Source organism: Nocardioides sp. Z35_8 (genome assembly GCF_059621125.1).
On the sequence record NZ_JCAQIE010000004.1, the window covers coordinates 237,091 to 262,332 of the forward strand.

Genomic DNA, 25,242 nt, shown 5'->3' on the forward strand with positions numbered 1-25,242 from the left:
CTCAGGCGCCCCTCGTCAGGGCGAGCGCGTCCTCGAGGGTGAAGCGGCCCTCGTAGAGCGCCGTGCCCGCGATGGCCCCCTCGACGCCCTCGTCGACGAGGCCCATCAGGGCGCGGATGTCGTCGAGCGTCGTGACACCGCCGCTGGCGACGACCGGTCGGTCGGTCGCGGCGCACACGTCGCGGAGCAGCTGGAGGTTGGGGCCCTGGAGCATGCCGTCCTTGTTGACGTCGGTGACCACGTAGCGCGCGCAGCCCTCGCCGTCGAGGCGCGCGAGAGTCTCGTAGAGGTCGCCGCCGTCACGCGTCCAGCCGCGGGCGGCGAGCGTCGTGCCGCGTACGTCGAGGCCCACCGCGACCCGGTCGCCGTAGGTCGCGATCGCCCGGGCGCACCACTCGGGCTGCTCGAGCGCCGCCGTGCCGATGTTGACCCGCCGGCAGCCGGCCGCCATCGCCGCCTCGAGCGACTCGTCGTCGCGGATGCCGCCGCTCATCTCGACCTGGATGTCGAGGGTGCCGACGATGCGGGCCTGCAGGTCGCGGTTGTGGCCGTGCCCGAACGCCGCGTCGAGGTCGACGAGGTGGATCCACTCCGCGCCGGCCTCCTGCCAGCGCAACGCCGCCTCGATCGGGTCGCCGAAGCGCTTCTCCGACCCGTCCACGCCCTGCACCAGCTGGACGGCCTGGCCGCCCTTGATGTCGACGGCGGGCAGGAGCTCGAGGTAGGGCTGCTCGGGGGTGCTGGGCATGGGTCGATCCTAGGATCGCCCCGCTCGCCCGCGCGTCGGCGGTGGTGGTGGCGAGACAGCCCGGCACGGCGGTGGGCCGCATTGATCGGTCCGCGCCCTCGGACACCCGGCACTGGCGGCATGCCGGTGACCCCGTCGATCGGCGTCGACGGGGTGCGGGGCGGGGTCATGGTCGCCCGGGCGGCTCGATCCGGGTGGTGCCGGTGGGGTCGCGCCTGAACCGGTGGCCGTGGGGGCTGGTCCACTCGAACGTGCCTGGCGCGGTGGTCTCGTAGCGCCAGGCGGTGTGGGTCTTGAGCCGGTGGTGCGACCGGCACAGGGCGGCGAGATTCTGCGTAGCCGTCGGCCCGGGCTGCGGTCTCCCGTCCGCGGCGGCGTCGTGGTCGAACTCGGTGACGTGGTCGATGTCGCAGCCGCGGGCGGGGCGGGTGCACCACGGGAACACGCAGGTGCGGTCCCGCAGAACGACTTGCTCCCGGATCCGGTCGGGGATCGCGTAGCCGGGCGCGGTGAGGTGGGCATTGAGGTCGATGACCGGCCTGATCGTGACCTTCGTGCGCGAGTCGGCGCACCAGTCCTTGACCTGGTCGAGCAGGACGAGCCGCTGGCCCTCCTCCAGCCGGCCGGTCGGACCGAACACGGTGGTGTCGCAGATCGTGGCGTCGAGGTGAGCGTGGAGCACGACCTCCCGCGCGACCGGCAGGCCGTCATCGGTCCGCGTCGCTGTGGTGGTCCGGGTGCCCTGGTGGTGGAGGTCGAGGGCGGTCTGGGTGCGGGCGAGGTCACCGAGGGCTGCGGCCCGTCGCGCGTCGAGCGGCTCGGGTGAGCCGAGCGCGGCCAGGGTCGCGGCGCCGTGCGCGAGCGCGCGGTCGAGGTCGAGGGCGTCGGCGAGGTCGAGCTCGGCCTCGAACCGCATCGTGCCGGCGAAGTGCACGTGCTGGTCGTGGAGGGTGGCGTGACGGGGGTCGTCGTCGAGGTAGCCGTCCTCCGGGTCAGCGGCCGGGTCCGGGGCGGCGAGGTCGAACCGCTTGATCGTCTCCGCGACCAGCCGGTCGAGCTGGGCCGGCCCCACCCGGCCGGCGACGGCGGCCACCTGCGCATCCACGAACGCCGCGGCCTGAACCGTCAGCGACGGTGTCGCGTGGATCGTGACCTCGGCGACCGCCCGCGCCCGCCACGCCGGCACCCTGCCGGCGTGGACCTGCGCCCACAACCGCGGCAGCCGGTGGCGCAGCTCCAAAGCGTGCCCGATGAGCCGCTTCGCCGACACCGTCGCGACGCCAAGCACCGAGCCGAGCTCGGCGACGCAGAACTCCGCCACCAGTGGCGTGCCCTCGCCCGCGATGGGCTCCTCGTGCTCACAGCCCGGCACGGTGAACGACGCCGCGTGGTGGATCGACTCCGGCGGGTGCAGGTCGGCCCACCGCGCCGCCACCTCGAGCAGATCGGCCGCGGCGCGCTCCTCCGCAGCCTTGCGCTCCCGCGCGAGCGCGAGCAGACCACCGGCGGTGAGGTCCACGACCCCACCCACCTCCGGCCTTGCCAGCGCCTCGATCATGTGTTCGATTGTACCGTCGACCGCTGACACCGGCACTGACGTCTCCACATCCAGCTTCGCGGCACGAGCGGGACGGGTGCCGCGGCGGCTAGCGTGGGCGGGTGATCGGCGACCGGTGGGGCGTCAGGCCCGAGGAGGTACGGCGCAGCTACGGCTGTGACGCCTTCGTGGCGGCGCCGACGATGCAGGCGTGGCGCGGCGTCACGGTGGACGCGGAGCCGGCGACTGTGTGGTCCCGGCTGAGGCAGGTGCGCCTCGCGCCCTACTCCTACGACCTGCTCGACAACCTCGGGCGGAGGTCGCCGCGCGAGCGCCTCGACGTGCCCGAGCCCCGCGTCGGCGACCCGTTCACCCGCGCGCTGGGTGGTGACCAGGGACGGGTGCTGGCGGTCGTGCCCGGCCGCGAGCTGACGGCGACGATCATGGGCGCACACCTGACGTACGCCGTCGCGCCGGGTCCCGACGGCACCCGCCTGCTGCTCAAGGTGGTCGCCGCGACGCCCCACTGGGTGGCCCCGCTGCTGTCGGTGGGCGACCTGGTGATGGCGCGCCGGCAGCTGCTGACGCTCAAGCGGCTCGCCGAGGACGATCAGCGCCAGACGGGGGCGACCTCGCGGCGGTAGCGGCGGGCGACCACCCGGGTCATCACCGTCACCACCGGGCCCGGGATCGCGGCGCGCAGCGACGACAGCTCGCGCTCGCCCGCACCGTCCTGCATCCAGGCGAGGGCGTTGGCGGCGTCGACGGCGCTGGCCGGTCGCAGCTTCTTGGTCAGCGCCCTGAACTCCGGGTCGTCGTGGAGGGCCCCCATCGGGCCCTCGACGTCGCGCTCCTCGTGGTCGAGGTGGCCGTTGATGACCTCGCGGGCGCGGGCCACCTCGTCGGCGGCGGCCGTGGCGTTGACGGCTGTGGGGGCGGCGACAACGGCGTCGAGGCTGGTGGAGACCGCGGCCAGGGCCTGCTTCATCGCGACGTGCTCGGCCTCCATCTCCTCGAGCAGGGTGAGGTCGAAGCCGCGCGACTCGAGGAACGGCCACACGTGCTCGTCCTCGGCCTCGTGGTGGTGGGTCAGCTCACGCTGCAGGTTGCGCCAGGCGGTCCGGATCTGCGCGGCCCGCGCCGCGTCGCCCTCGCTGAGCTCGCGCAGCGCCTGCTCGGTGCGGGAGACGTCGCGGCGCACGGCGGCATGGATGATCTGGTTCATGCTCAGCTGCTCGGTCACCCCGCGAAAGTAGACCCGCCGACGACCCCGCCGCGACCCAGTTTTCGGGGATCCTCAGTGCTGAGGGCGCCGGCGCAGCAGGTGGCGCACCAGCACCGCCGTCGCCGCCACGGCGGCCAGCACGCCCAGCAGCGCCCACGGCCGGCTGCCGCCCCAGAACGTCTCCACCACCGCGATCCCCACCGTGAGGTAGACCCCCGCCCAGATCAGGGCGCCGAGGAACAGGGCGGGCACGTAGCGGCGCAACGGCATCCGCAGCGTGCCGGCCGCGAGGTTGACGGCCGTCTGCACGCCCACGGTGAGGAAGCACAGGGTGACCGCCGGTGCGCCGAAGCGGCGTACGACCTCCTCGCCGCGCGCCAGCCAGGCGTTGTCGAGCGACCAGCGGCGTCCCGCGGCGCCGCGTGCACCGCGCCCGACCAGGTAGGTCCCTCCGGCCCGGCAGAAGGCCACGACCACGAGGAACGCATAGAGGGGGACGACGGGCCAGTCGGGCACGCGGTCATCCTCCCAGCCGCGCCGGCCTAGCCCGTCGGGAGGGACGCGACCCAGTTGCGCAGCAGCGCGGCACCGGCGTCGCCGGACTTCTCGGGGTGGAACTGCGTGGCCGAGAGCGGGCCGTTCTCCACCGCGGCCACGAACCGGTCGCCCCCGTGCTCGGCCCAGGTGACCAGCGGCGCCGTGGTGCGGTCGTTGGTGACCAGCTCCCACTCGCGCACGCCGTAGGAGTGCACGAAGTAGAACCGCTCGTCCTCGATGCCGCCGAAGAGGCGCGACCCCTCGGGCACCTCGACGGTGTTCCAGCCCATGTGCGGCACCACGTCGGCCTGCAGCCGGTCGACGGTGCCCGGCCACTCGTCGCAGCCGGCGGTCTCGACCCCGTGCTCGACCCCCCGCGCGAAGAGGATCTGCATGCCCACGCAGATGCCCAGCACCGGGCGTCCGCCCGCGAGGCGACGGCCGATGATCCGCTCGCCCTTGATCTCGCGCAGGCCGGCCATGCACGCGGCGTACGCCCCCACACCGGGCACCACGAGACCGTCGGCGGCCAGCGCGGTGTCGAAGTCGCTCGTCAGCGTGACCCGTGCCCCGGCGCGCTCGACCGCCCGCACGGCCGAGCGGAGGTTGCCCGAGCCGTAGTCGAGGACGACGACGTCGGGAGCGGTCACAGGCTGCCCTTGGTGGAGGGCACGCCGGTCTCGCGCGGGTCGATCGCGACCGCGTCGCGGAAGGCGCGGGCGAAGGCCTTGAACTGGGCCTCCACGACGTGGTGCGGGTCGCGGCCGCCGAGCACCCGCACGTGGAGCGCGAGGTGGGCGTGGAAGGAGATCGTCTCGAAGACGTGGCGGGTCAGCGAGCCCATGTAGGGCGCGCCGGTGCCGCCGATGGCGACGTACTGCTGGCCCTCCGGCTCGCCGGTGTGCACGCAGTAGGGACGGCCGGAGACGTCGACGACGGCCTGGACCAGCGCCTCGTCGAGCGGCACGGTCGCGTCGCCGAAGCGGCGGATGCCGGTCTTGGCGCCGAGGGCCTGCCGCAGCGCCTGGCCGAGCACGATCGCGGTGTCCTCGACGGAGTGGTGGGCGTCGATGTGGGTGTCGCCGGTGGTCGTCACCACGAGGTCGACCAGCGAGTGGCGGGCGAACGCGTCGAGCATGTGGTCGTAGAAGCCCACGCCCGTCGACACCTCGGAGCGGCCGCTGCCGTCGAGGTCGACCTCGACGAGCACGCTGGACTCCTTGGTGGTGCGCTCGATCTTCGCGGTGCGGCTCATGCCGGCTCCTCCATCTTGTCGTCCACCTTGTGGTCCGTCTCGTGGTCCGTCTGGTGGTCCGTGCCTCGGACCGTGTCGAGCAGGGCGCCCTTGAACGCTGCCATCTCCTCGGCCGTGCCGATCGAGACCCGCAGCCACCCGTCGGGCCCGGTCTCGCGGATCAGCACGCCGCGCTCGACCAGACCCTGCCAGACGGCGTGCCGGTCGGCGAACCTGCCGAACAGCGCGAAGTTGGCGTCGGAGTCGGCGACCTCGAAGCCCTGCTCGCGCAGCCACGCCACCGTCGCGTCGCGCTCGGCGCGCAGGTCGTCGACCCGGCCGAGCAGCTCGGGGGCGTGGCGCAGCGCCGCCAGCGCGGTCGCCTGGGTGACCGCTGAGAGGTGGTAGGGCAGCCGCACCACCCGGAGCGCGTCGCAGATCGCCGGGTCGGCGGCGAGGTAGCCCAGGCGCGCACCGGCCAGCGCGAAGGCCTTGCTCATCGTGCGGGTCACCACGAGGTTGCGGTGCGCGGGCAGCAGCTCCAGGGCGCTGGGGGTGCCGGCGCGGCGGAACTCGCCGTAGGCCTCGTCGACGACGACCAGCCCGCCGGGCTCGTAGGACGCCGCCGCCTCGCAGAGCATCGCGACGGCCTCGGGCGGCAGCGCCGTGCCGGTGGGGTTGTTGGGGCTCGGCAGCAGCACGATCGTGGGCCGGCGCTCCTCCACCAGCCGCCGGGCGGCGTCGAGGTCGATCGAGAAGTCGTCGGCACGGCGGCCGGCGACCCACTCGGTCATCGCGTCGCGGGCGTACTCGGGATACATCGAGTAGGTGGGCGCGAACGACAGCGCGACCCGCCCCGGACCCCCGAAGGCCTGCAGCAGCTGGAGCATCACCTCGTTGGACCCGTTGGCCGCCCACACCATCTCGGGCGTGATGCCCGAGCCGCCGGAGGTGTCGAGGTAGGCCGCGAGTGCCGTGCGCAGCTCGACGAACTCTCGGTCGGGATAGCGGTTGAGCGACACCGCGGCCCGGCCGACCGCCCGGGCGATGTCGGCCGCCGCCTCCGGCGAGGGGCCGTAGGGGTTCTCGTTGACGTTGAGCTGCACGGGCGCCTGCTCCAGCGAGAGCTGCGGCGCGCCGTAGGGCTCGATCCCCCACAGGTCGTCCCGCAGGGGCGGGAAGGGCGCGCTCATCGCTGCGAGCGGTCCGCGAACCGCGAGCTCACGCCGGCGCCGTGGCCGGGCAGGTCCTCCGCCTCGGCCAGGGTCACGACGTGGTCGGCGACCTCCGCGAGCGCCTCGCGCGTGTACTCCACGTGGTGCACGCGACGCATGAACGAGTGCACGCCCAGCCCCGAGGAGTGGCACGCGCAGCCCGCGGTGGGCAGCACGTGGTTGGAGCCGGCGCAGTAGTCGCCCAGCGCCACCGGCGACCAGGGTCCGATGAAGACCGCACCGGCGTTGCGCACGCGGGCGGCGACGCCGCGCGCGTCGCGGGTGTGGATCTCGGTGTGCTCGGAGGCGTAGGCGTTGACGACGTCGAGGCCCTGCTCGAGGTCGTCGACCAGCACGATCGCGGACTGCGGGCCGCCGAGTGCGGCCGCGACGCGCTCGCCGTGCCGGGTGGCGGCGACCTGCTTGCCGAGCTCGGCCTCGACCTCGTCGGCCAGCGAGGTCGAGTCGGTGACCAGCAGCGAGGCGGACGTGCCGCCGTGCTCGCACTCGGTGAGCAGGTCGGCGGCCACGAACGCGGGGTCGGCCGAGTCGTCGGCGAGCACGGCGATCTCGCTGGGACCGGCCTCGGAGTCGATGCCCACCACGCCGCGCAGCAGGCGCTTGGCGGCGATCACGTAGAGGTTGCCGGGACCGGTCACCAGGTCGACCCGGCGGCAGGGGCCCGCGCCGTGCGCCAGCATGGCGATGGCCTGGGCGCCGCCGACGGCGTAGACCTCGTCGATGCCCAGCAGGGCGCAGCCGGCCAGGATCGTCGCGTCGGGCAGCCCCGTCTCACGGGTGGGCGGCGCGGCGACGCACAGCGACGGCACGCCCGCGACCTGGGCGGGCACGACGTTCATCACCAACGTCGACACCAGCGGCGCCAGGCCCCCGGGGACGTAGAGCCCGGCGCGGTCGACGGGGATGGAGCGGTGGGTGACGGTGGCACCGGGTGCCACCTCGACCACGGAGTCGGCCTCCACGTCGGCCTCGCTGGTGAGCCGGAGCCGGCGGATCGACTCCTCCAGCCCGGCCCGGACGGCGGGGTCGAGCGCCTCGAGGGCGTCTCGCAGGGCCGCGGGAGGCACCCGCGGGTCGGGCACGTCGACGCCGTCGAGCTCGAGGGTGAGCGCGCGGACGGCGTCGGCTCCCCCGGTCCGGACCGCCTCGATGATCGGCGCCACGACATGCGTGGCCGCCTCGACGTCGAACTCGGCGCGAGGCACGCTCGCGCGGTAGTCGACGGACGCCGCGTCGGCGCCCCTCAGGTCGATGCGACGGATCAGGGACATGCCCCGATTCTAGGTTCCTGGGCGGCACGACCCTAAGCGGCGCGTCCATCGTGGACAGCGGCCACTAGTGTCGTGGGTGTGAGCGATCCGATGCCGATGTTCCCGCTGAGCACCGTGGTGTTCCCGGGCATGGCCGTGCCGCTCCACGTCTTCGAGGACCGCTACCGGATGCTCGTGCGGCACCTCCTCGAGGTGGACGACCCGGCGGATCGGGTGTTCGGCACGGTCGCCATCCGGGAGGGCTACGAGGTCGGCGACCACGGCGCCCAGTCGGTCTACCGCGTCGGCTGCGTGCTGCAGCTCACCGAGGCCGAGCGCCGCGACGACGGCACCTTCGACATCGTGGCGGTGGCCCGCGAGCGGCTGGTGCTCGAGGAGATGCAGCGCGGCGCCGACTTCCCCCAAGGGCTGGCGGTGGTCCTGCCCGAGCCCGAGGTCGAGGTCCCCGCCGAGGTGCTCGACCGGGCCCGCGCGACCTTCACCGCGTTCCGGGCGGCCATGACGGAGCTGCAGGGCGACCCGTTCAGCGGCACCCTGCCGCGCGACCCCGACTACCTGGCCTGGACCCTCTCGGCGCTGGCCCCGCTCCCGATGGCCGAGCGGCAGGCGCTGCTCGAGGCCCCCGACGCCACCGAGCGGCTCACCCTCGTCACGCGGCTGCTGACCGAGGAGCTCCGCGCCATCAACGTGATCCCGTCCCTGCCGGCCACGCAGGTCGCCCGCACGGCCTGGTCGCCCAACTGAGCCGAGTCGGCGCCGATGGCGAAGAAGACACGGGGTGCGGGCGGCACCCCCGCCACCCTCGCCCTGACGAGGGCAGGCATCCACTACCTGCCGCGGACCTACGAGCACGACCCGCGCGCGACGTCGTACGGCCTCGAGGCGGCCGGGGCGCTCGGCGAGGACCCTGCGCGGGTCTTCAAGACGCTGCTCACCTCCCTCGACGGCGAGCTGGTCGTGGCCGTCGTGCCGGTGGCCGGGCAGCTCGACCTCAAGGCCCTCGCGCGGGCGCTGGGCGGCAGCAAGGCGGTGATGGCCGACGTGGCCGCCGCCGAGCGGGCCACGGGCTACGTCGCCGGGGGCATCTCCCCCATCGGCCAGAGGCGCGCGCACCGCACGGTGCTCGACACCTCGGCCCTCGACCACGCCACCGTGCTGGTGTCCGGCGGGCGACGCGGCTTCGACATCGAGCTCGCTCCGCAGGACCTGGTGGCGGTCACCGGTGCGGTGACCGCCACCATCGGTCGCTGAGCGGGTGCCTCAGTCGGTCGTGAACTTGACCAGGCCGTGGACGACGTCGTCGTCGACCCATCCGCTGACGCCGAACGCCGCGAGCGGCTCGAGGTTCTTGCTGATGTCGGGGTCGTCCTCGGCCAGCCGGACCAGCCAGTCGTCGTCGGCGTCGAAGTTGAGGTAGAACACCGTCTGCGCGTCGCCGTCGATGACGTCGGTGTAGGCGGAGCTGTCGCCGAGGCCGCTCTCGGACTCGAGCGAGGAGCGGTAGTCGTCCTGCAGCGCGAGGACGGCGTGCCCGTCGGCCTCGGTGACCTGGAGGTACTCCTCGGCCTCGGAGCCGACTGCCGCGCTGATCTTGTCGAGCACGGCCTGGATCTCGTCCGCGTCGCCCTTGATCGTGATGCCGGCGGGGACCTCCTGCGGACCGCCGTTGGCGATGGCGTCGGGGTCGATCCCGCCGCCGACGGACACGGTGACGCCCTCGCCGAGGAGCGTCTCGATGTCCTCGGGGAACGCGAGGCCGGTCTCGGACTCGAACTGCGCGATCTGGTCGTCGACGGACGCGGCCTCGTCGGGCGCGACCGACTTGATGTAGTCGAGCAGGCCCTGCGCCCAGCCCTCGCCGAGGGAGAACCCGAAGGCGGCGATGGTGTCCTCGGGGAGGCCGGCCACCATCTCGGCGCCGGTCTTGCTGGCGAGGAACTTGGTCATGTCGGGCTGGTAGTCGCTCGTGGCGTACTCGATCTCGACCGCACCGTCGTCGAAGCGGACGGTGGCGGCCATGCCGTCGAAGTCGTCCAGCATCTGCTGCAGCTCCGGCGGGACCTCCTCAGACGAGGTCTCGGACGCGGGCTCGTTGAGGCAGGCGTCGATCTCCTCGGTCGTGGTGGCCCCGGCCAGGCACTCGGAGGACAGTTCCATCGGGTCGGCAGCGCCGCTGAACAGCGGGCCGCCGAGCATCGCGCCGGTGGCGCCGAAGTCGTCCATGTACTTGGTGACGGCCTTGCCGACGTACATCGACATGAATCCGTCGTCACCGGCCTCGCCGGTCCACTCCTCGAACGCCGCGTCGCCCGCGAGCGGGGAGCCGTCGGCGGCCTCGACGACCTTCTGGGCGATCTCCCGGGTCTCCGCGACGACGATCCAGTCGCCCTCGACCACCCAGCCGCCGACGTCGGTGCTGGCCTCGGCGTCACCGCCGTCCTCGCCGCCGCCGCAGGCGTCGATGAGTGCCGAGAGGCCGTCCTCGGCCTTGCCGGCGTCGGACGTCTGCACGACGCCGACCGGCGTGGGCTCGTCCTCGCCGAGGTCGACCACGGCCATCGCGGCGCGCGAGCCCAGCCACGGCTTGACGTCGGCGTCGTAGTCGAGGCCCTCGCACTCGCCCGAGGACGTGATCTCCTCGAAGAGGCGCTCGCGCAGGTCCTCGTCGCTCTTGATGTCGACCTGGTCGGTGAACCCGGGGAACTTCCGCAGGGTCTTGATGGCCTCGATCTTCTGCCCGCCGCTCGGGTCGAGGTCGACGCTGACGTAGGCGACCGTGGAGGCCGGGAGCGCCTCGGCGGGCTGCGACCCGGTGGCGAAGAAGCTGCTGGCGGCCCAGGCGCCACCGGCGACCACCGCGCCGCCGGCCACGATCGCCCCGAGGGCGATGAGCCGCTTCTTGCTGTCGTCGCCGGGCACCGGCTGCGCCGGACCCGATCCGTCCAGGTACTCGGGCCGCTCGGCCGGTCCCCCAGGTGTCATGCTCATGTCGTCCTGCTCCCCCACTGCACGGGTCCCGGCGGCACCGGGACTGCTTACTTGCGTTCGGGGGGAAGCCTACCCACGCGCGCGCCGCGCCGTGGCCCAGTTGCCCCCGAGATAGGACCCGACCAGCCCGAGCATGGCTCCCCCGGGCAGCGCGAGCAGTGCCGTCGAGTGCCAGGGGACGCTGTCCCGATCGGGGGCGGTCAGGCCGAGCTCGGCCGGCAGCTCGGTGTAGTCGTGGCTGCCCGCGGCCAGCGCCTGCGGGTCGGGCGGACCGAGCGCGTGGCCGACGGCGTACATCGCCGCGGCGCCCAGGCCGGCTGCCACGAGCACCGCCAGGACGGTGACGCGCTCGTGACCACGCCACCTGCCCACGAGCACGGCCAGCAGGAGGCCGAGCGGGAAGGCGATCACCACGTAGAGCGCGACGGCCTGGAACGACAGGTCGGGACCGGCCGGCTCGAGGTACCAGCCGCCCTCGTAGGCCAGGCCGGTGGCGGGCTCCGCGAGGCGCTCCCAGAGCACCCCGGCGGCCGCTCCGCCGCCGACGAACAGCACGAGCACCCAGAGCAGGCGGCGCCGCAGCGATGACGGTCCCGGACCGGCCCCGGGCTCGTCGCCGGACTGCTCGGGCGCGTGCGTGGCGTCGCTCATCCGGCCAGGCAACCCGGGCCGAGCAGCTGCTTGAGGTCGGCGAACAACGCCGGACTCGGGCTGACGCGCAGGTTGTCGTCGAGGCGCAGCACCTTGGTCGAGCTGCGGGTCAGCAGGCGCAGCTGGACCTCGGTCATGCCCGGGTGGGTGCCGAGCACGTCGCGCAGCTGGGCGACCACGGGCGGGGTGCACCGCGTCGACGGCAGGCTGATCACGACCGGGCCGGCGGGTCCCTGGGTGAGGTCGGGCGCGGTGACCTCCTGGGCGCGCAGCTCCGGCTGGTCCTTGTCGCGGGAGAGCTGGCCCTTGATCCGGACGATCTGGTCCTCGACGAGCAGGGTCGAGGCGAGGGTGTAGGCGCTCGGGAAGAGCAGCACGTCGATGGCTCCGTCGAGGTCCTCGAGCGTGATGGTGGCCCACGGGTCGCCGCGCTTGGTGATCTTGCGCTGGACCGAGGTGATCAGGCCGCTCACGGTGAGGGTGGAGTTGTGGGCGCGGTCCTCGTCGAGCATCAGCTGCCCGATCGTGCAGTCGGTGCCCTGGGAGAGCACGTGCTCGAGACCGAGCAGCGGGTGGTCGGAGACGTAGAGGCCGAGCATCTCGCGCTCGTGGCCGAGCAGGGTGAGCTTGTCCCAGTCGTCGATGTCGGGGATCGTCACGCTCACCCCGAAGCCGGCGTCGTCGTCGCCGTCGCCGAGCCCGGCGAAGAGCGAGTCCTGGCCGATCGCCTCGTTCTTCTTGAGGTCCACGAACTGGTCGACCGCGGTCTCGTGGACCGCGGCGAGCGCGCGGCGCTTGTGCTTCATGTCGTCGAAGGCGCCCGCCTTGATCAGCGACTCCACCACGCGCTTGTTGCACACCAGCGCGGGGACCTTCTCCATGAAGTCGTTGAAGTCGAGGTAGCGGCCCTTCGCCTCGCGCGCGGACACGATGCCGTCGACGACGTTGCTGCCGACGTTGCGCACGGCGGTCAGGCCGAAGCGGATGTCGTTGCCGACCGGCGTGAAGTTGGCGTGCGACTCGTTGACGTCGGGCGGCAGCACCTGGATCTTCATCCGACGGCACTCGTTGAGGTAGATGGCCATCTTGTCCTTGTCGTCCTTGACGGACGTGAGGAGCGCGGCCATGTACTCGGTGGGGTAGTTGGCCTTGAGGTAGGCCGTCCAGTAGGTGATGACGCCGTAGGCGGCCGAGTGCGACTTGTTGAAGGCGTAGTCGGAGAACGGGAGCAGGATCTCCCAGAGCTTGTCGATGGCGCTCTGGGGGAAGCTGCGCTCGAGCATGCCGGCCTGGAAGCCGGCGTACTGCTTGTCGAGCTCCTCCTTCTTCTTCTTGCCCATCGCCCGGCGGAGGTTGTCGGCGGCGCCGAGGGTGAAGCCGGCGAGCACCTGGGCGATCGCCATCACCTGCTCCTGGTAGACGATCAGGCCGTAGGTCTCCCCCAGGACCGGCTCGAGCGCCTCGGCGAGCGCCGGGTGGATCGGCTCGATCGGCTCGCGGCCGTTCTTGCGGCGGGCGTACTTGTTGTGGGAGTCGGCGCCCATCGGGCCGGGGCGGTAGAGGGCGCTGACAGCGGTGATGTCGGCGAACTGGTCGGGCTGCATCGAGCGCAGCAGCGCGCGCATGCCGGAGCCGTCGAGCTGGAACACGCCGAGCGTGTCGCCGCGGCCCATCAGCTCGTAGGTGGGGCGGTCGTCGAAGGGCAGCTCCTCCAGGACGACGTCGAGGTCGCGGTTGACCTTGATGTTGGACAGCGCGTCCTCGAGGATCCGCAGGTTGGACAGGCCGAGGAAGTCCATCTTGACCAGGCCGAGCGACTCGCACATCGGGTAGTCGAACTGCGTGATCACCGCCCCGTCCTGGGGGCGGGCCATGATGGGCACGATGTCGATGAGCGGCTCGCTCGACATGATCACGCCGGCCGCGTGCACGCCCCAGTTGCGGATCTGGCCCTCGAGGCCGAGCGCCGTCTCGTAGATGGTGCGGACGTCGGCGTCCTGCTCGTGCAGCGCGCGGAACTCGCCGCCGTCGTGGTAGCGCTTGTGCTGGGGGTTGAAGATCTCCTTGAGCGGGACGCCCTTGCCCATCACGTCGGCGGGCAGCGCCTTGGTGATCCGGTCGGAGATCGCGAAGCCGTGGTCGAGCACGCGTGCGGCGTCCTTGATCGCCGCCTTCGCCTTGAGCCGGCCGAACGTCGCGATCTGCGCGACGCGCTCGGCGCCGTACTTCTGGCTGACGTAGTGGATGACCTCGCCGCGACGCGCGTCGTCGAAGTCGATGTCGAAGTCGGGCATCGAGGGGCGCTCGGGGTTGAGGAAGCGCTCGAAGAACAGCCCGTGCTCGAGCGGGCAGAGGTCGGTGATGCGCAGGGCGTAGGCGGCGATCGAGCCCGCACCCGAGCCGCGGCCGGGGCCGACCCGGATGCCGTTGTCCTTGGCCCAGTTGATGAAGTCGGCGACCACGAGGTAGTAGCCGCAGTAGCCCTTCTGGGAGATGATCGCGAGCTCCATCTCGACCCGGTCGCGGACCTCCTGGTCGAGGCGGTCGCCGGGGTAGCGCGCCTCGATGCCGCGCCAGACCTCCTTGCGGAACCACGAGTCCTCGGTCTCGCCCTCGGGCACGTCGGCGCGGGCCATGTAGCCGCCGGTCGACTCGGTGAACTCGACGTCGCAGCGCTCGGCGATCGCCAGCGTGTTGTCGCAGGCCTCCGGCATCCCGAAGCGGTCGGCCCACAGGGCGCGCATCTCGGCCGGCGACTTGATGTAGTAGCCGCCGCCGTCGAACTTGAGCCGGTTGGTGTCGGAGAGCCGCTTGCCCGACGCGACGCAGATCAGGGCGTCGTGGGCGGCGGCGTCCTCGGGGTTGTTGTAGTGGGAGTCGTTGGTGGCGATGGGTGCGATGCCCATCTCCCGGCCCAGGCGCAGCAGGTCGTCGCGGACCCGCTTCTCGATGTCGATGCCGTGGTCCATCAGCTCGAGGAAGACGTTGTCGCGCCCGAAGATGTCCTGCAGCTCGCCCGCCTCGCGGACGGCCTCGTCGTACTGGCCCAGGCGCAGCCGGGTCTGGATCGCGCCGCTGGGGCAGCCGGTGCTGACGATCAGCCCCTTGCTGTGCTCGGCGAGGATCTCCTTGTCCATGCGGGGCTTGTAGAAGTAGCCCTCGAGGCTCGAGCGCGACGACAGCCGGAAGAGGTTGTGCATGCCCTCGGTGCTCTCGGCCCACATCGTCATGTGGGTGTAGGCGCCGCCGCCGGCGACGTCGTTGCCGCCCTCCTCGGCCAGGTCGCCCTGCCCCCACCGCACGCGCCGGCGCTCACCGCGCTGGGTGCCGGGCGTGATGTAGGCCTCGATGCCGATGATGGGCTTCACGCCGTGCCGGCGCGCCTTGGAGTAGAAGTCGTAGGCGCCGTGCAGGTTGCCGTGGTCGGTCATCGCGATGGCCGGCATGCCCAGGTCGCTGGTGCGGGCGAACAGGCCGTCGAGCAGGGACGCGCCGTCGAGCATGGAGTACTCGGTGTGCACGTGCAGGTGCACGAAGTTGCCCGTGGAGCTGTCTGTGGAGCCGGACGACATGGGGGAGACTTCCGCACCTTTCTTCGGTCGCTGACGGTGTCACTGGCGGGGTCGGTGGCGACCGCCAGACGGAGAGGGGGAAGGCAGTCAGCCTACGTCAGTCTGACCGGCCCCACCGACAGGACACTCGCCCCGTCGAGGAGGGTGGCGGGCGCCACGCTCACAGCCAGTGGATCGCGTGCCCGTGGCCGTGGCTGTGGGCCACCGGGGTGCCGTCCAGGGCGGTCACGAAGCGGCCCGGGGGGACGTCGGCGTCGCCCGTGACCGACGGCAGCACGTGGCGCCCCTCGTTGCTGATCCAACGGCAGCGCCCGCCCGCGACGAGTCCGGTCATCAGCTCGTGGAAGCGACGCCGGTCGGGCTCCTCGAGGTAGGCGATGACGGCCGAGTGGAACACCACCGGGGTGCCGTGGGTCGCGGCCCGGTCGAGCAGCGCCGGAAGGTGGTCGAACAGGTCGCCGCGGCGCAGGTCCGGCGGGTCGAGGCGGGCGACCTCCACGGCGGCGCGAAGACGCTCGCGGCGCTCGTCCTGCTCGGGCCAGACGAGGTTCTCCAGCCACCGCATCGCGTCGGCGTCGGCGACGTCGAGCGGGTTGAGGTCGACGCCCCCGCGCCAGGCGACCTCGGGGTGGCGGGCGGGCACCGGCAGCGGACCCGTGGCCGCGGCCGTCAGGACCGGGCCGCCGCTCCCCCGCAGCCCACCCACGGGCGGCCAGGCGTAGTCGTAGCGGTCGGGGTGCAGGCACAGCCCGGCGCTCGCCCCGACCTCGATCAGCGCCAGCGGACCGTCGAGGAGGCCGAGGACCGGGGTGAGGCTCGCGAGCCGGCCGACCTCGTTGGTCTGGGTCGCCCGGGACATGACGCTCGCCCGCACCTCGGGCTCCTGCTCGAGCAGCACCCGGCGCAGGGCGGCGTACGGCGCCGGGGCGGGAGCACCGTGCCACCGGGCGGCCGCGAACACGAGGTTGGGCTGCCGCTTGAGCGGCGGCAGGGTGCCGAGCCAGGCCAGCACCTCCTCGTCCGTGGACGCCCCGAGCGCCCACTCCTCGAAGCACGGTGAGTCGCCCGCGGCGTAGGTCGCGAAGTCGCGGTACTCGCTCACCACGTCGTCATAGAGCAGCACGCGGCCATGATGCCGGACCCCCGAGGGGAGCGTTGACCGACGTGACAGACGTCACTACGGTGCCCCTGTCCCCATTTGTTGGGAACCCAAACAAATCCCCCCGCGCGAAGGACCACCATGAGAAAACCGCTCAGCCTGCTCGCCACCGGCCTGTGCGCCGGCGCCCTGCTCCTGACAGGGACGACGCTCGCCCCGGCCGGAGCCGAGCCGAAGGCCGCCCCCGCCGCCGAGCCCTACAAGGTGCTCGTGGTCGGCAAGACCCTCGGCTTCCGCCACTCCCACATCGACGAGACCACCAACGCGGTCATCGAGCTGGGCAAGGACAACGGCTTCACCGTCGACGTCTGGGACCCGCCGATCGGGCGCTCCCCCGGCCAGCCCGACCTGACGATGGCCACGACGCCGTTCACCAGCACCCAGGCGCTCTCCCAGTACGCCACGATCATGTTCGCCTCGCCCGTGGACGGCACCAACAACCAGAACCCGGCCAGCCCCCGCACCCTCGACGACGCGGAGCTCGCGGCGTTCCAGGGCTACATCCGCCAGGGCGGCGGCTTCGTCGGCCTCCACGCGGCGACCGACGAGATGCACGCCGTCCGGTGGTTCAGCCGCCTGACCGGCGGGTCGGCGCGGTTCCTCGCCCACCCCGCGCAGCAGCAGGCGACGATGGTCGTGGAGAGCCCCACCCACCCCTCCACCACGATGCTGCCCAAGCGGTGGTCGCGCTTCGACGAGTGGTACAACTTCACCGCCAACCCGCGTGAGGACGTGCACGTCCTGATCACCCTCGACGAGTCGACCTACAGCCCGGGTCGCGGGGCCATGGGCGCCGACCACCCGATCGCCTGGTGCCACAACTTCGAGGGTGGCCGCTCCTGGTACGAGGGTGCCGGTCACGTCGAGGCGTCCTACACCGACCCGCTGTTCCTGGCCCACCTGCTCGGTGGCATCGAGTGGACCGCCGGCGTCGTCGAGGGCGGCGGCAACTGCGTGACGTTCCCGGAGGTCGTGGCGATCACCGCCGACCTCGCCGACGACGGTGGCAACCGCAACGCGAAGCTCGGCCGCGACGTGGCCGAGTACCTCGCCGCCGCCGAGGCGGCTGCGGAGGAGGGCGACCATGCTCAGGCGGCGCACATCTTGAAGAAGGCGAAGGGAAAGGCCCACGGCCTGCAGGACGCGACCCTCGTCGCCAAGATCGGCGACCTCGTCGAGTGGCAGTCGGGACTCGTCGGCTACTGACCCGACCGCACCACCCGTTCGCACCACCCGCCCGCACGCCGGGCAGCGACGCACGGCCGGCCACTCCCGACCCGGGGGTGGCCGGTCGTCCTGCGTGCGGCGGCTCAGCGGGACGCGTCGAGCGCCTCGGCGATGATCGTGTCGACGATGCGCCCCACCCGCTCGGGCCCGAGCGCCGGGACCACGGCTGCCACGCGGCGCACGATCTCCGCCTCTCGGTCGGGGTCGCGCTCCGTCGACGGCTTCACCACCTGCACGGCCCGGGTCAGCGCCGTGCGACGGGCGAGCACGTCGCCCAGGAGCAGGTCGGTCTCGTCGATCAGCCCGCGCAGGAAGACCAGCGGCTCCGACCCCGGCCAGGCGACCCGGATGTCGGGCGCACGCTCCTCGTTGGCCGAGCCGTCGGTGCGCTCGAGCTCCAGGCAGCCGTGGCGGGCGTAGAACGCCCGGGCCGGCGCGTTGGTCTCGAAGACCCACAGGCAGAACCCCTGGGGGCGCGTCGAGGCGACGAGCTCGAAGAGCGCACTCCCCACGCCGTGGCCCTGGTGGGCGGGGTGCACGTAGAGGTCGTCGAGCCAGGTCGCCGTCCAGCGCGCGTAGCCGGACGGCTCGCCGTCGCGCTCGGCCAGCCACACCTCGTACGACGACAGGTCCCAGCCCGCGACCCACTGCCGGACCTCGTGGTCGGGGTGCGCGGGCGGCGGAAAGGCGTCCGCCGCGGCGCGACGGGAGACGAGGTGCAGGTCGGCGACGACGGCGAGGTCGTCGGGGGTGACCGGACGCAGGGTGAGGTCAGCGCTCATCACGGATGACCTCGAGCGCGTGGGCGAGGTCGTCGGGATAGGTGGACTCGTAGGTGACGTAGTCGCCGGTCTCGGGGTGCTCGAAGCCGAGCCGCATCGCGTGCAGCCACTGCCGCTCGAGACCCAGTCGCTTGGCGAGGGTCGGGTCGGCGCCGTAGGTCAGGTCGCCCACGCACGGGTGCTTGAGCGCGCTCATGTGCACCCGGATCTGGTGGGTGCGCCCGGTCTCCAGGTGCACCTCGAGCAGGCTGGCGAAGCGATGGGCCTCGAGCGTCTCGTAGTGGGTGACGCTGGCGCGGCCGTCGGCCATCACGGCGAACTTGTAGTCGTGGTGCGGGTGGCGCCCGATCGGGGCGTCGACCGTGCCGGAGAGCGGGTCGGGGTGTCCCTGCACGAGGGCGTGGTAGGTCTTGTCGACCGTGCGGTGACGGAACGCGTTCTTGAGCACGGAGTAGGCGCGCTCGGACTTGCAGATCACCATCACGCCGCTCGTGCCGACATCGAGGCGCTGCACGATGCCCTGGCGCTCGCTGGCGCCACTGGTGGAGATGCGGAACCCGGCGCCGGCGAGGTGGCCGACGACGGTGGGGCCCGACCAGCCGGGCGAGGGGTGCACGGCCACGCCGACCGGCTTGTCGATCACGACGATGGCGTCGTCGTCGTGGATGATCCGGATGCCCTCGACGACCTCCGGGACGACCTCGAGGGGGTCGGACTCCGCGGGGATGGTCACGTCGAGCATCGCACCGGCGTCGACCCGGTCGCTCTTGCCCACGACGGAGCCGTCGACGTGCACGAGGCCCTGCGAGATCAGGTCGGCGGCCCGGGTGCGGGAGAACCCGAACATCCTGGCCATGGCGGCGTCGACGCGCTCGCCCGCCAGGCCGTCGGGGACGAAGACCGTGCGGTGGTCGGCGTGGGTCGTCACGTCGCCCCGTGCCCCGGCTCGCGACCGGGCTCCCGGCGGGCCTCGACCTCGTCGGACCTGGCGTCGGACCCCGCGTCGGACCTGGCGTCGGACCTGGCGTCGGACCTGGCGTCGGACCTGGCGTCGGACTCGCGGGTGCCGTCGAGGGCGATGCCGCGGAAGGTCTGCAGGATGATCAGGCCCGCCGCGACGTTGATGCAGACGTCGGCGACGTTGAACACCGGCCACTTGGGCAGCATCAGGAAGTCGACGACGTGGCCGTGGAACGGCTCGGGGTCGCGAAGGATGCGGTCGGTCAGGTTGCCCGCGACGCCGCCCAGGAGGAACCCCAGTGCCAGCGCCCACCCGGTGGTCGCGATCCGGCGGCTGAGCCACAGCACCACGACGACGGCGGCGATCGCCAGGCAGGTGAACACGATGGTGAAGTCGGTGCCGGTGCTGAACGCCGCACCGGGGTTGAACGTCAGGTGGAGCGTGAGCCAGTCGCCCAGGACCGGGATGTCACCGTCGGCCAGTGCGCTGAGGGCCCACTCCTTGGTGCCGAGGTCGACGGCGTAGGCCGTGATCGCCACCGCCGCGAACAGCACGCGGGCATCGACGCGTCGACGACGGGCCGTGGCCTGATCGACCGGGTCGCTGGAGTTCAGCGACGCTCCTCGCGCTGCTTGCATGACATGCACAGTGTGGCATGGGGCACCGCCATCAGCCGATTCTTGCCGACCGGGTTGCCGCAGGAGTCACACACGCCGTAGCTGCCGTCGTCGATGTGCGCCAGGGCGCGCTCGATCTGCGCGAGCGTCTCGCGCTCCCGGGTGAGGACGGTGAGCTCGTGGTCGCGCTCGAAGCTGGTCGCCCCGACGTCGGCCTGGTCGTGCCCGGCCCCGTCGCCGGCATCGCGCATCAGCCCGGCCAGCTCCGCCTCCGATTCGCCCACGATGGCGGTCAGGCGGTCACGGTGCTCCTTGAGCTCCTTGACCACCTCGTTGAGCTCGGCCCTGGTCCAGGGGCTCTCGCCCTCGAGGACCACCAGGGTCGAGGGGGTCGCCTTGCGGACCTTCTTGGCCGGGGCGGCCTTCTGGGCGGGCGTCGGAGCGGCCTTCGTCACGGGTGCAGCCTTCGTCGTCGTCGTCGTCGTGGTCGTGGGTGCGGGGGCGGCAGGTGCCGACCGCGTCGCGGCCGCCTTCTTGGCCGGGGCCTTCCTGGCCGGGGCCTTCTTCGCCGGGCTCTTCGACGCTGCGGCCTTCTTGGCCGGGGCCTTCTTCGCTGGGGCCTTCTTCGCTGCGGCCTTCTTCGCCGGGGCCTTCTTCGCCGGGGCCTTCTTCGCCGGCCCCGCGGCGGGCGCCTTCTTCGCCGTGGACTTCGTGGCGGGCGGCTTCGTGACCGGCGCCGTGCCCGCCGGGGCCTTCGTGGCGGCGGGCTTCTCGCCCGGCGCCTTCTTGGCGACCGGCCCCGTGGCGGCGGCCTTCTTCGCTGCGGCTGCCGCCGGCTCCTGCGCGGCGGTCGTGCGCGTGCGGGAGATCACCCGCTTCGCTGCTGCGGCGGCCGTGCCGGCCAGGGACTTGCGCGTGCTGCCAGCCATCCGAGGGCCTCCAGGCGTGCGTCAGGTGTGGCGGGAGCCACACGGTGCAGGGAGGCTATCCGGTGGGATCAAACCGACCAACTCCGTTTCGCCGAAATGCGAGAACGACCACCCCTGGGGGCGGTCGTTCTCGCATGTGCTCGGGTCGTGCTGGTGCTCGGCGATCAGCTCTCGTCGTCGCCGAGGACCGAACGCAGGCGCTTGGGCGCGTTGCTGCTGTCGGCCGGAGCCTGCGTCTCGCTGCCGTGGGCGAGCGCCTCCAGCTGCTGCGAGAAGTAGGTCTTCAGGCGGGAGCGGTACTCGCGCTCGAACTGGCGGAGGGTCTCGACGTCGCTGTTGAGCTTGTCGCGCTCCTTCTCCAGGTCGCCGAACATCTGCTGGCGGCGCTCGGCGGTCTCGGAGTCCAGCATCTGCGAACGCTGGCGCGCGTCGGCCTCCATGCGGTCGGCCTTGGTCTTGGCCTCGGCCTCGAGGCGCTCGGCCTTGGTGCGGGCAGCGCCGACGATGCGGTCGGCCTCGTTCTTGGCGTCCTCGACGAGCTCGTCGGCGTTGCGCGTGGCGATCTCGAGGAGGCGGGCCGCGGCGTTGGAGGCGTCGGCGATCGTCTCGACGCGCATCGTCTGCTGCGGTGCGGCAGCGGCCACGGGAGCGGGACGCTGCGGCTCGGGCTCCGGCTCGGGCTCGGGCTCCGGCTCGGGAGCCGCGGGCGCGAACGACGGCATCGACGAGGGAGCCGACGAACCACCGGCCTGCGCGGCGGACAGCTTGGCGCGCAGGTCGTCGTTCTCCTTGGTCAGCCGGGCGAGCTCCGCCTCGACCTCGTCCAGGAACTGGTCCACCTCGCCCATGTCGTAGCCCTCACGGAGGCGGACAGGCGTAAAGCGCTTGTTGCTCACGTCCTCAGGCGTCAGCGGCATGACGTCACCCAAACTTTCACGATCGGTAATCACGGTGGCTCTGCTGTCAGGAGACAATAGCGCCCGGACCGCCACCGGGCACAGTGACCCGTGTGACGGATGGTTTCTAGACGCCGAAGATCGTGCGCACCACGCTGAGCAGCAGCCATGCGGCCACCATCACCAGCAGGAAGCTCAGGTCGAGGGCGACCTGGCCGATCCGCAGCGGCGGGATCACGCGGCGCAGCGCCATGATCGGCGGGTCGGTCGCGGAGTAGACGCCCTCGAGGGCCACGAGCAGCGGGCCATGGGGCTCCCAGCGCCGGGCGAAGACCTGCACCCAGTCGACGATGAAGCGGATCCAGAGCAGGCCGATGAAGACGTAGAGGATGGCGACGAGGATGGAACCGACGGTGTACACAGGTGAAGTATGGATCAGCTCTGGTTGAAGAACCCGTCCTCGGCGATCCGCTGCTTGTCCTCGGCCGAGACCGCGACGTTGGGCGGCGAGAGCAGGAACACCTTGTTGGTCACGCGCTCGATCGAGCCGCGGGTCGCGAAGATCAGGCCGGCCGCGAAGTCGACGAGGCGCTTGGCGTCGTTGTCGTCCATCTCGCTGAGGTTCATGATCACGGGCGTGCCGTCGCGGTAGTTCTCACCGACCAGGCGGGCCTCGTTGTAGTTGCGGGGGTGGAGGGTGGTGATGCGGCTCAACTCGGCCACGACTCCTGTCTGGACCGGGGCCGGACGGCGGCGCTCGGCGAGGTCGGACACGGGGGCAGGGCGACGCTCGCGCGTGACCGGGCGCTGCTCGACAGCGTCGTGGGTCGTGGTCTCGGTGTCGCCGTCGTAGTCGTCGTAGTGGCCGGTGTCCTCGAGCAGGCCGAGGTACTCGCCGATCTTGCGCATCGCGCCGCTCATGAGACTGTTCCTCCGCTAGACCTGGCACCCGGGACCGGGTGCCGCTTGACTGTTGTGGACATTACTGGACCGTGGGCCTCGGACCGAGGACCGCGGAGCCGACACGCACGTGTGTCGCGCCGTGCCGGATCGCCGCCTCGAGGTCGCCGCTCATCCCCGCGGACAGCACGCGCGCCGCGGGGTGCTCGCGCAGGAACGCCTCGCGGACCTCGGCGAGGCGTGTGAAGGCCGCGTCGGGGTCCTCGCCGAGGGGCGCCACCGCCATCAGTCCGCGCAGCCGCAGCCCGTCGGCGTCCGCCACGCGCTGCGCCAGGTCGACGAGGGCGGCGGGCTCGACGCCGGAGCGGTGGTCGGCTCCCGGCGGGTCGAGGCTGACCTGCAGGAGCACGTCGACCTCGCTCCCCCGGGCCGTCGCGCCGCGCGCCAGGGGCGCGACGAGCTTGGGGCGGTCGACCGACTCGACGACGTCGGCGTAGGCGGCGACGGCTGCCGCCTTGTTGGACTGCAGCCCACCGATGAAGTGCCACCGCAGGCCGAGGTCGGCGCACTCGGCGGCCTTGGCCTCCGCCTCCTGGTGGCGGTTCTCGCCGACGTCGGTGACGCCGAGGTCGGCGAGCAGCCGGACGTCGGAGGCGGGGAAGAACTTGGTGACGACGACGAGCGAGACGTCGCCCTCGGGGCGCCCCGCCTCGGCGCACGCGGTCGCGATGCGACGTCGTACGACGTCGAGGTGGGCGGCGAGCTCGTCGCGACGCTCCGTCATCGGGCCACCCAGATCGCGCCGGCGAAGCGGGTCGCCGCCGCTCCGTCGCGACGGTAGGACGGCCACGTGGCGTCCTCGCGAGTGCAGGCGTCGACGACCCGGACGTCGGGGATGCCGGCGGCCGCGAGCTGGGCACGCACGCCGGCACCGAGGTCGAGGGCCGGCGTGCCCCACGACGTGGTGGACCGGGCCTCGGGCACGACGGCAGCGACCTCGTCCTGCAGGTCGGCAGGCACCTCGTAGCACGAGCCGCACACGTGCGGGCCGATCCAGGCGACGGCTGGCCGGGCCCCCTCCTCGCGGAACCGGGCGACGGTGGCGGGCACGACACCCGCGGCGAGGCCGGGACGGCCGCAGTGGGCGGCCGCCACCCACCCGGTGGCCGGGTCGGCCAGCAGCACGGGCACGCAGTCCGCGGCACGGGCCAGCAACGCCAGCCCGGGACGCGACGTGAGCAGGGCGTCGGCCGTGGGCCGCCGGTCGTAGGGCTTCCACTCGTCCACCGTCGAGACCTCGGCACCGTGCACCTGGTCCATGAGCACGGGACGGGCGCCCGACGCGGCGGCGAAGCGGGCGAGCGCGTCGTCGCGGACGGCAGCCTCCTCGGCGTCGCCGAGGCCGAGGGAGGAGTCGGTGAAGGCGACCTCGACGACGAGGTCGCCCTCGATCCGCTCACGATGGCGCAGCAGCGGCACGGTCCTGGGTCAGCTCACTTCAAGAAGTCGGGAACATCGAGGTCGTCGTCGTCGAACTGCACCTGACGAGCCGGCCGGGACGGGGCGGACTGCTGACCGGGCTGGCCCTGCTGCTGGGCCGGGGCCTGCCGGGCGGGAGCCGACGGCGCCTGCCCGTCGGAGCTCGACGGCGCGAACGTCGCAGGAGCCGGGGCGCCGGACGAGTCGCTGCGGGCCGGTGTCGCGACCTGCTGGGCAGCCGCCCGGGTCTGCTCCTGCGTCTGGGCGGGCTGGTGCTGGCGCAGCACGTTGCCGTCGGAGCGACGCTTGGGCATCCCGCCGTCGAACCCGGCGGCGATGACGGTGACCCGCACCTCGTCGCCGAGGGCGTCGTCGATGGTCGCGCCGAAGATGATGTTGGCCTCGGCGTGGGCGGCCTGGGAGACGAGCGCCGCGGCCTCGTTGATCTCGAACAGGCCGAGGTCGGAGCCGCCGGCGATGGACAGCAGGACGCCGTGGGCGCCCTCGATGCTCGCCTCGAGCAGCGGGCTGGAGACAGCCATCTCGGCGGCTGCGACCGCGCGGTCCTCGCCGCGGGCCGAGCCGATGCCCATCAGCGCCGAGCCGGCGTTGGCCATCACCGACTTCACGTCGGCGAAGTCGAGGTTGATCAGGCCGGGGGTGGTGATCAGGTCGGTGATGCCGGAGACGCCCTGCAGCAGCACCTGGTCGGCCTGCTTGAAGGCGTCGAGGATCGAGACGCTGCGGTCGGTGATCGAGAGCAGCCGGTCGTTGGGGATCACGATGAGGGTGTCGACCTCCTCGCGGAGCTGGCTGATGCCCTCCTCCGCGGAGTTGGCGCGACGCCGGCCCTCGAACGCGAACGGCCGGGTGACGACACCGATCGTCAGGGCACCGAGCGAGCGGGCGATGCGGGCCACCACGGGCGCGCCACCGGTGCCGGTGCCACCCCCCTCGCCGGCGGTCACGAAGACCATGTCGGCGCCCTTGATGACCTCCTCGATCTCGTCGGCGTGGTCCTCGGCGGCCTTGGCGCCCACCTCGGGGTCGGCGCCGGCGCCGAGCCCACGGGTGAGCTCGCGGCCGATGTCGAGCTTGACGTCGGCGTCGCTCATGAGGAGTGCCTGGGCGTCGGTGTTGATCGCGATGAACTCGACGCCCTTGAGGCCGACCTCGATCATCCGGTTGACGGCGTTGACGCCGCCGCCACCGATGCCGACGACCTTGATGATCGCCAGGTAGTTCTGCGCTGCTGCCACGGCTGCGGGGCCTTCCTTGAGTGTCTGTGTCAGGG

26 protein-coding genes are annotated in these 25,242 nt (G+C 72.5%); 4 read left to right on the top strand and 22 right to left on the bottom strand.

Features of this window, described 5'->3' with window-relative positions; all coding sequences use genetic code 11:
- Position 1 precedes the first annotated feature (1 nt).
- Together priA and AC54T2_RS17645 are read right to left on the bottom strand one after the other, a co-directional pair.
- Positions 2-748 (bottom strand): bifunctional 1-(5-phosphoribosyl)-5-((5-phosphoribosylamino)methylideneamino)imidazole-4-carboxamide isomerase/phosphoribosylanthranilate isomerase PriA, encoded by a 747-nt coding sequence (gene priA, locus AC54T2_RS17640; RefSeq protein ID WP_496666827.1) that lies wholly within the window; start codon positions 746-748, stop codon positions 2-4.
- A gap of 166 nt (positions 749-914) precedes the next feature.
- Positions 915-2,306, bottom strand: a complete 1,392-nt coding sequence (locus tag AC54T2_RS17645) for an HNH endonuclease signature motif containing protein (protein WP_496666828.1) — start codon at positions 2,304-2,306, stop codon at positions 915-917.
- A 101-nt stretch (positions 2,307-2,407) separates the two neighbouring features.
- On the opposite strand from AC54T2_RS17645, the gene AC54T2_RS17650 reads away from it, so the two are divergent.
- The gene (locus tag AC54T2_RS17650) at positions 2,408-2,929 is read left to right on the top strand and encodes a hypothetical protein (protein WP_496666829.1); all 522 of its coding nucleotides are present in this window, start codon (positions 2,408-2,410) and stop codon (positions 2,927-2,929) included.
- Here the strand turns inward: AC54T2_RS17650 and AC54T2_RS17655 are convergent.
- From AC54T2_RS17655 to hisD, 6 genes are read right to left on the bottom strand one after another with little or no spacing between them, the layout of a single operon-like run.
- Positions 2,896-3,528, bottom strand: a complete 633-nt coding sequence (locus AC54T2_RS17655; protein WP_496666830.1) for a hemerythrin domain-containing protein — start codon at positions 3,526-3,528, stop codon at positions 2,896-2,898. The genes AC54T2_RS17650 and AC54T2_RS17655 overlap by 34 nt on opposite strands.
- Before the next feature lie 54 nt (positions 3,529-3,582).
- Entirely contained in the window at positions 3,583-4,026 is a 444-nt protein-coding gene (locus AC54T2_RS17660) for a DedA family protein (protein ID WP_186341089.1), read from the bottom strand.
- Positions 4,027-4,052: 26 nt separating this feature from the next.
- On the bottom strand, positions 4,053-4,697 hold the full coding sequence (gene hisH, locus AC54T2_RS17665; RefSeq protein WP_186341088.1) for an imidazole glycerol phosphate synthase subunit HisH: 645 nt from the start codon (positions 4,695-4,697) through the stop codon (positions 4,053-4,055).
- Entirely contained in the window at positions 4,694-5,302 is a 609-nt protein-coding gene (hisB, locus tag AC54T2_RS17670) for an imidazoleglycerol-phosphate dehydratase HisB (protein ID WP_186341087.1), read from the bottom strand. The genes hisH and hisB overlap by 4 nt, the downstream gene beginning before the upstream one ends.
- A complete protein-coding gene (locus tag AC54T2_RS17675; protein WP_186341086.1) occupies positions 5,299-6,474 on the bottom strand; it encodes a histidinol-phosphate transaminase in 1,176 nt (391 codons plus the stop codon). The genes hisB and AC54T2_RS17675 overlap by 4 nt, the downstream gene beginning before the upstream one ends.
- Positions 6,471-7,787 carry a histidinol dehydrogenase gene (gene hisD, locus AC54T2_RS17680; RefSeq protein WP_206054380.1) on the bottom strand — a complete coding sequence of 439 codons (1,317 nt, stop codon included), beginning with the start codon at positions 7,785-7,787 and terminating at the stop codon, positions 6,471-6,473. The genes AC54T2_RS17675 and hisD overlap by 4 nt, the downstream gene beginning before the upstream one ends.
- 78 nt (positions 7,788-7,865) lie before the next feature.
- Between hisD and AC54T2_RS17685 the strand changes: the two genes are divergently transcribed.
- Positions 7,866-8,531: an LON peptidase substrate-binding domain-containing protein gene (locus AC54T2_RS17685; protein ID WP_186341085.1), complete on the top strand. Its 666-nt coding sequence runs from the start codon at positions 7,866-7,868 to the stop codon at positions 8,529-8,531.
- 15 nt (positions 8,532-8,546) lie between these two features.
- Positions 8,547-9,038, top strand: coding sequence for a Cys-tRNA(Pro) deacylase (gene ybaK / locus AC54T2_RS17690; protein WP_496666831.1), 492 nt, complete (start codon positions 8,547-8,549; stop codon positions 9,036-9,038).
- 9 nt (positions 9,039-9,047) lie between these two features.
- Here ybaK and AC54T2_RS17695 read toward each other — a convergent pair whose 3' ends face one another.
- The 4 genes from AC54T2_RS17695 to AC54T2_RS17710 all read right to left on the bottom strand — a co-directional run bounded on the left by AC54T2_RS17695 (position 9,048) and on the right by AC54T2_RS17710 (position 16,121).
- Positions 9,048-10,775: a DUF3352 domain-containing protein gene (locus AC54T2_RS17695; RefSeq protein WP_496666832.1), complete on the bottom strand. Its 1,728-nt coding sequence runs from the start codon at positions 10,773-10,775 to the stop codon at positions 9,048-9,050.
- Positions 10,776-10,844: 69 nt separating this feature from the next.
- Positions 10,845-11,426 carry a hypothetical protein gene (locus tag AC54T2_RS17700; protein ID WP_496666833.1) on the bottom strand — a complete coding sequence of 194 codons (582 nt, stop codon included), beginning with the start codon at positions 11,424-11,426 and terminating at the stop codon, positions 10,845-10,847.
- Positions 11,423-14,998, bottom strand: coding sequence for a DNA polymerase III subunit alpha (gene dnaE / locus AC54T2_RS17705; protein ID WP_186341081.1), 3,576 nt, complete (start codon positions 14,996-14,998; stop codon positions 11,423-11,425). Before dnaE ends, AC54T2_RS17700 begins: the two co-directional genes overlap by 4 nt.
- 160 nt (positions 14,999-15,158) lie before the next feature.
- Positions 15,159-16,121, bottom strand: a complete 963-nt coding sequence (locus AC54T2_RS17710) for a DUF2332 domain-containing protein (RefSeq protein WP_496666834.1) — start codon at positions 16,119-16,121, stop codon at positions 15,159-15,161.
- A gap of 117 nt (positions 16,122-16,238) precedes the next feature.
- Here AC54T2_RS17710 and AC54T2_RS17715 point away from each other — a divergent pair, with 117 nt between their 5' ends.
- Positions 16,239-17,363 (top strand): ThuA domain-containing protein, encoded by a 1,125-nt coding sequence (locus AC54T2_RS17715; RefSeq protein ID WP_496666835.1) that lies wholly within the window; start codon positions 16,239-16,241, stop codon positions 17,361-17,363.
- A 104-nt stretch (positions 17,364-17,467) separates the two neighbouring features.
- On the opposite strand, the gene AC54T2_RS17720 is transcribed toward AC54T2_RS17715, so the two are convergent.
- The 10 genes from AC54T2_RS17720 to ftsZ form a co-directional block, all read right to left on the bottom strand.
- Complete coding sequence (locus tag AC54T2_RS17720) at positions 17,468-18,166, bottom strand: GNAT family N-acetyltransferase (protein WP_496666836.1); 699 nt, start codon at positions 18,164-18,166, stop codon at positions 17,468-17,470.
- Positions 18,156-19,094 carry an RluA family pseudouridine synthase gene (locus AC54T2_RS17725; RefSeq protein ID WP_496666837.1) on the bottom strand — a complete coding sequence of 313 codons (939 nt, stop codon included), beginning with the start codon at positions 19,092-19,094 and terminating at the stop codon, positions 18,156-18,158. Before AC54T2_RS17725 ends, AC54T2_RS17720 begins: the two co-directional genes overlap by 11 nt.
- Positions 19,091-19,681, bottom strand: a complete 591-nt coding sequence (gene lspA / locus AC54T2_RS17730; RefSeq protein WP_496666838.1) for a signal peptidase II — start codon at positions 19,679-19,681, stop codon at positions 19,091-19,093. Before lspA ends, AC54T2_RS17725 begins: the two co-directional genes overlap by 4 nt.
- A gap of 56 nt (positions 19,682-19,737) precedes the next feature.
- Positions 19,738-20,673: a TraR/DksA family transcriptional regulator gene (locus AC54T2_RS17735; protein ID WP_496666839.1), complete on the bottom strand. Its 936-nt coding sequence runs from the start codon at positions 20,671-20,673 to the stop codon at positions 19,738-19,740.
- A 164-nt stretch (positions 20,674-20,837) separates the two neighbouring features.
- On the bottom strand, positions 20,838-21,590 hold the full coding sequence (locus AC54T2_RS17740) for a DivIVA domain-containing protein (protein WP_186341074.1): 753 nt from the start codon (positions 21,588-21,590) through the stop codon (positions 20,838-20,840).
- 106 nt (positions 21,591-21,696) lie between these two features.
- Complete coding sequence (locus AC54T2_RS17745; protein WP_186341073.1) at positions 21,697-21,990, bottom strand: YggT family protein; 294 nt, start codon at positions 21,988-21,990, stop codon at positions 21,697-21,699.
- 14 nt (positions 21,991-22,004) lie between these two features.
- Positions 22,005-22,490, bottom strand: a complete 486-nt coding sequence (locus tag AC54T2_RS17750; protein ID WP_186341072.1) for a cell division protein SepF — start codon at positions 22,488-22,490, stop codon at positions 22,005-22,007.
- A 61-nt stretch (positions 22,491-22,551) separates the two neighbouring features.
- Entirely contained in the window at positions 22,552-23,253 is a 702-nt protein-coding gene (locus AC54T2_RS17755; RefSeq protein ID WP_186341071.1) for a YggS family pyridoxal phosphate-dependent enzyme, read from the bottom strand.
- Positions 23,250-23,948: a peptidoglycan editing factor PgeF gene (gene pgeF / locus AC54T2_RS17760; protein WP_496666840.1), complete on the bottom strand. Its 699-nt coding sequence runs from the start codon at positions 23,946-23,948 to the stop codon at positions 23,250-23,252. The genes AC54T2_RS17755 and pgeF overlap by 4 nt, the downstream gene beginning before the upstream one ends.
- Positions 23,949-23,962: 14 nt before the next feature.
- Positions 23,963-25,207: a cell division protein FtsZ gene (gene ftsZ / locus AC54T2_RS17765; protein WP_186341069.1), complete on the bottom strand. Its 1,245-nt coding sequence runs from the start codon at positions 25,205-25,207 to the stop codon at positions 23,963-23,965.
- Between the last annotated feature and the right edge of the window lie 35 nt (positions 25,208-25,242).

Coding starts and splice junctions, on each gene's coding strand:
- priA (WP_496666827.1), bottom strand. CDS start 748: ATGCCCAGCACCCCCGAGCAGCCCTACCTCGAGCTCCTGCCCGCCGTC.
- AC54T2_RS17645 (WP_496666828.1), bottom strand. CDS start 2,306: ATGATCGAGGCGCTGGCAAGGCCGGAGGTGGGTGGGGTCGTGGACCTC.
- hisB (WP_186341087.1), bottom strand. CDS start 5,302: ATGAGCCGCACCGCGAAGATCGAGCGCACCACCAAGGAGTCCAGCGTG.
- AC54T2_RS17675 (WP_186341086.1), bottom strand. CDS start 6,474: ATGAGCGCGCCCTTCCCGCCCCTGCGGGACGACCTGTGGGGGATCGAG.
- hisD (WP_206054380.1), bottom strand. CDS start 7,787: ATGTCCCTGATCCGTCGCATCGACCTGAGGGGCGCCGACGCGGCGTCC.
- ybaK (WP_496666831.1), top strand. CDS start 8,547: ATGGCGAAGAAGACACGGGGTGCGGGCGGCACCCCCGCCACCCTCGCC.
- AC54T2_RS17695 (WP_496666832.1), bottom strand. CDS start 10,775: ATGAGCATGACACCTGGGGGACCGGCCGAGCGGCCCGAGTACCTGGAC.
- AC54T2_RS17700 (WP_496666833.1), bottom strand. CDS start 11,426: ATGAGCGACGCCACGCACGCGCCCGAGCAGTCCGGCGACGAGCCCGGG.
- dnaE (WP_186341081.1), bottom strand. CDS start 14,998: ATGTCGTCCGGCTCCACAGACAGCTCCACGGGCAACTTCGTGCACCTG.
- AC54T2_RS17715 (WP_496666835.1), top strand. CDS start 16,239: ATGAGAAAACCGCTCAGCCTGCTCGCCACCGGCCTGTGCGCCGGCGCC.
- AC54T2_RS17720 (WP_496666836.1), bottom strand. CDS start 18,166: ATGAGCGCTGACCTCACCCTGCGTCCGGTCACCCCCGACGACCTCGCC.
- AC54T2_RS17735 (WP_496666839.1), bottom strand. CDS start 20,673: ATGGCTGGCAGCACGCGCAAGTCCCTGGCCGGCACGGCCGCCGCAGCA.
- AC54T2_RS17740 (WP_186341074.1), bottom strand. CDS start 21,590: ATGCCGCTGACGCCTGAGGACGTGAGCAACAAGCGCTTTACGCCTGTC.
- AC54T2_RS17750 (WP_186341072.1), bottom strand. CDS start 22,490: ATGAGCGGCGCGATGCGCAAGATCGGCGAGTACCTCGGCCTGCTCGAG.
- AC54T2_RS17755 (WP_186341071.1), bottom strand. CDS start 23,253: ATGACGGAGCGTCGCGACGAGCTCGCCGCCCACCTCGACGTCGTACGA.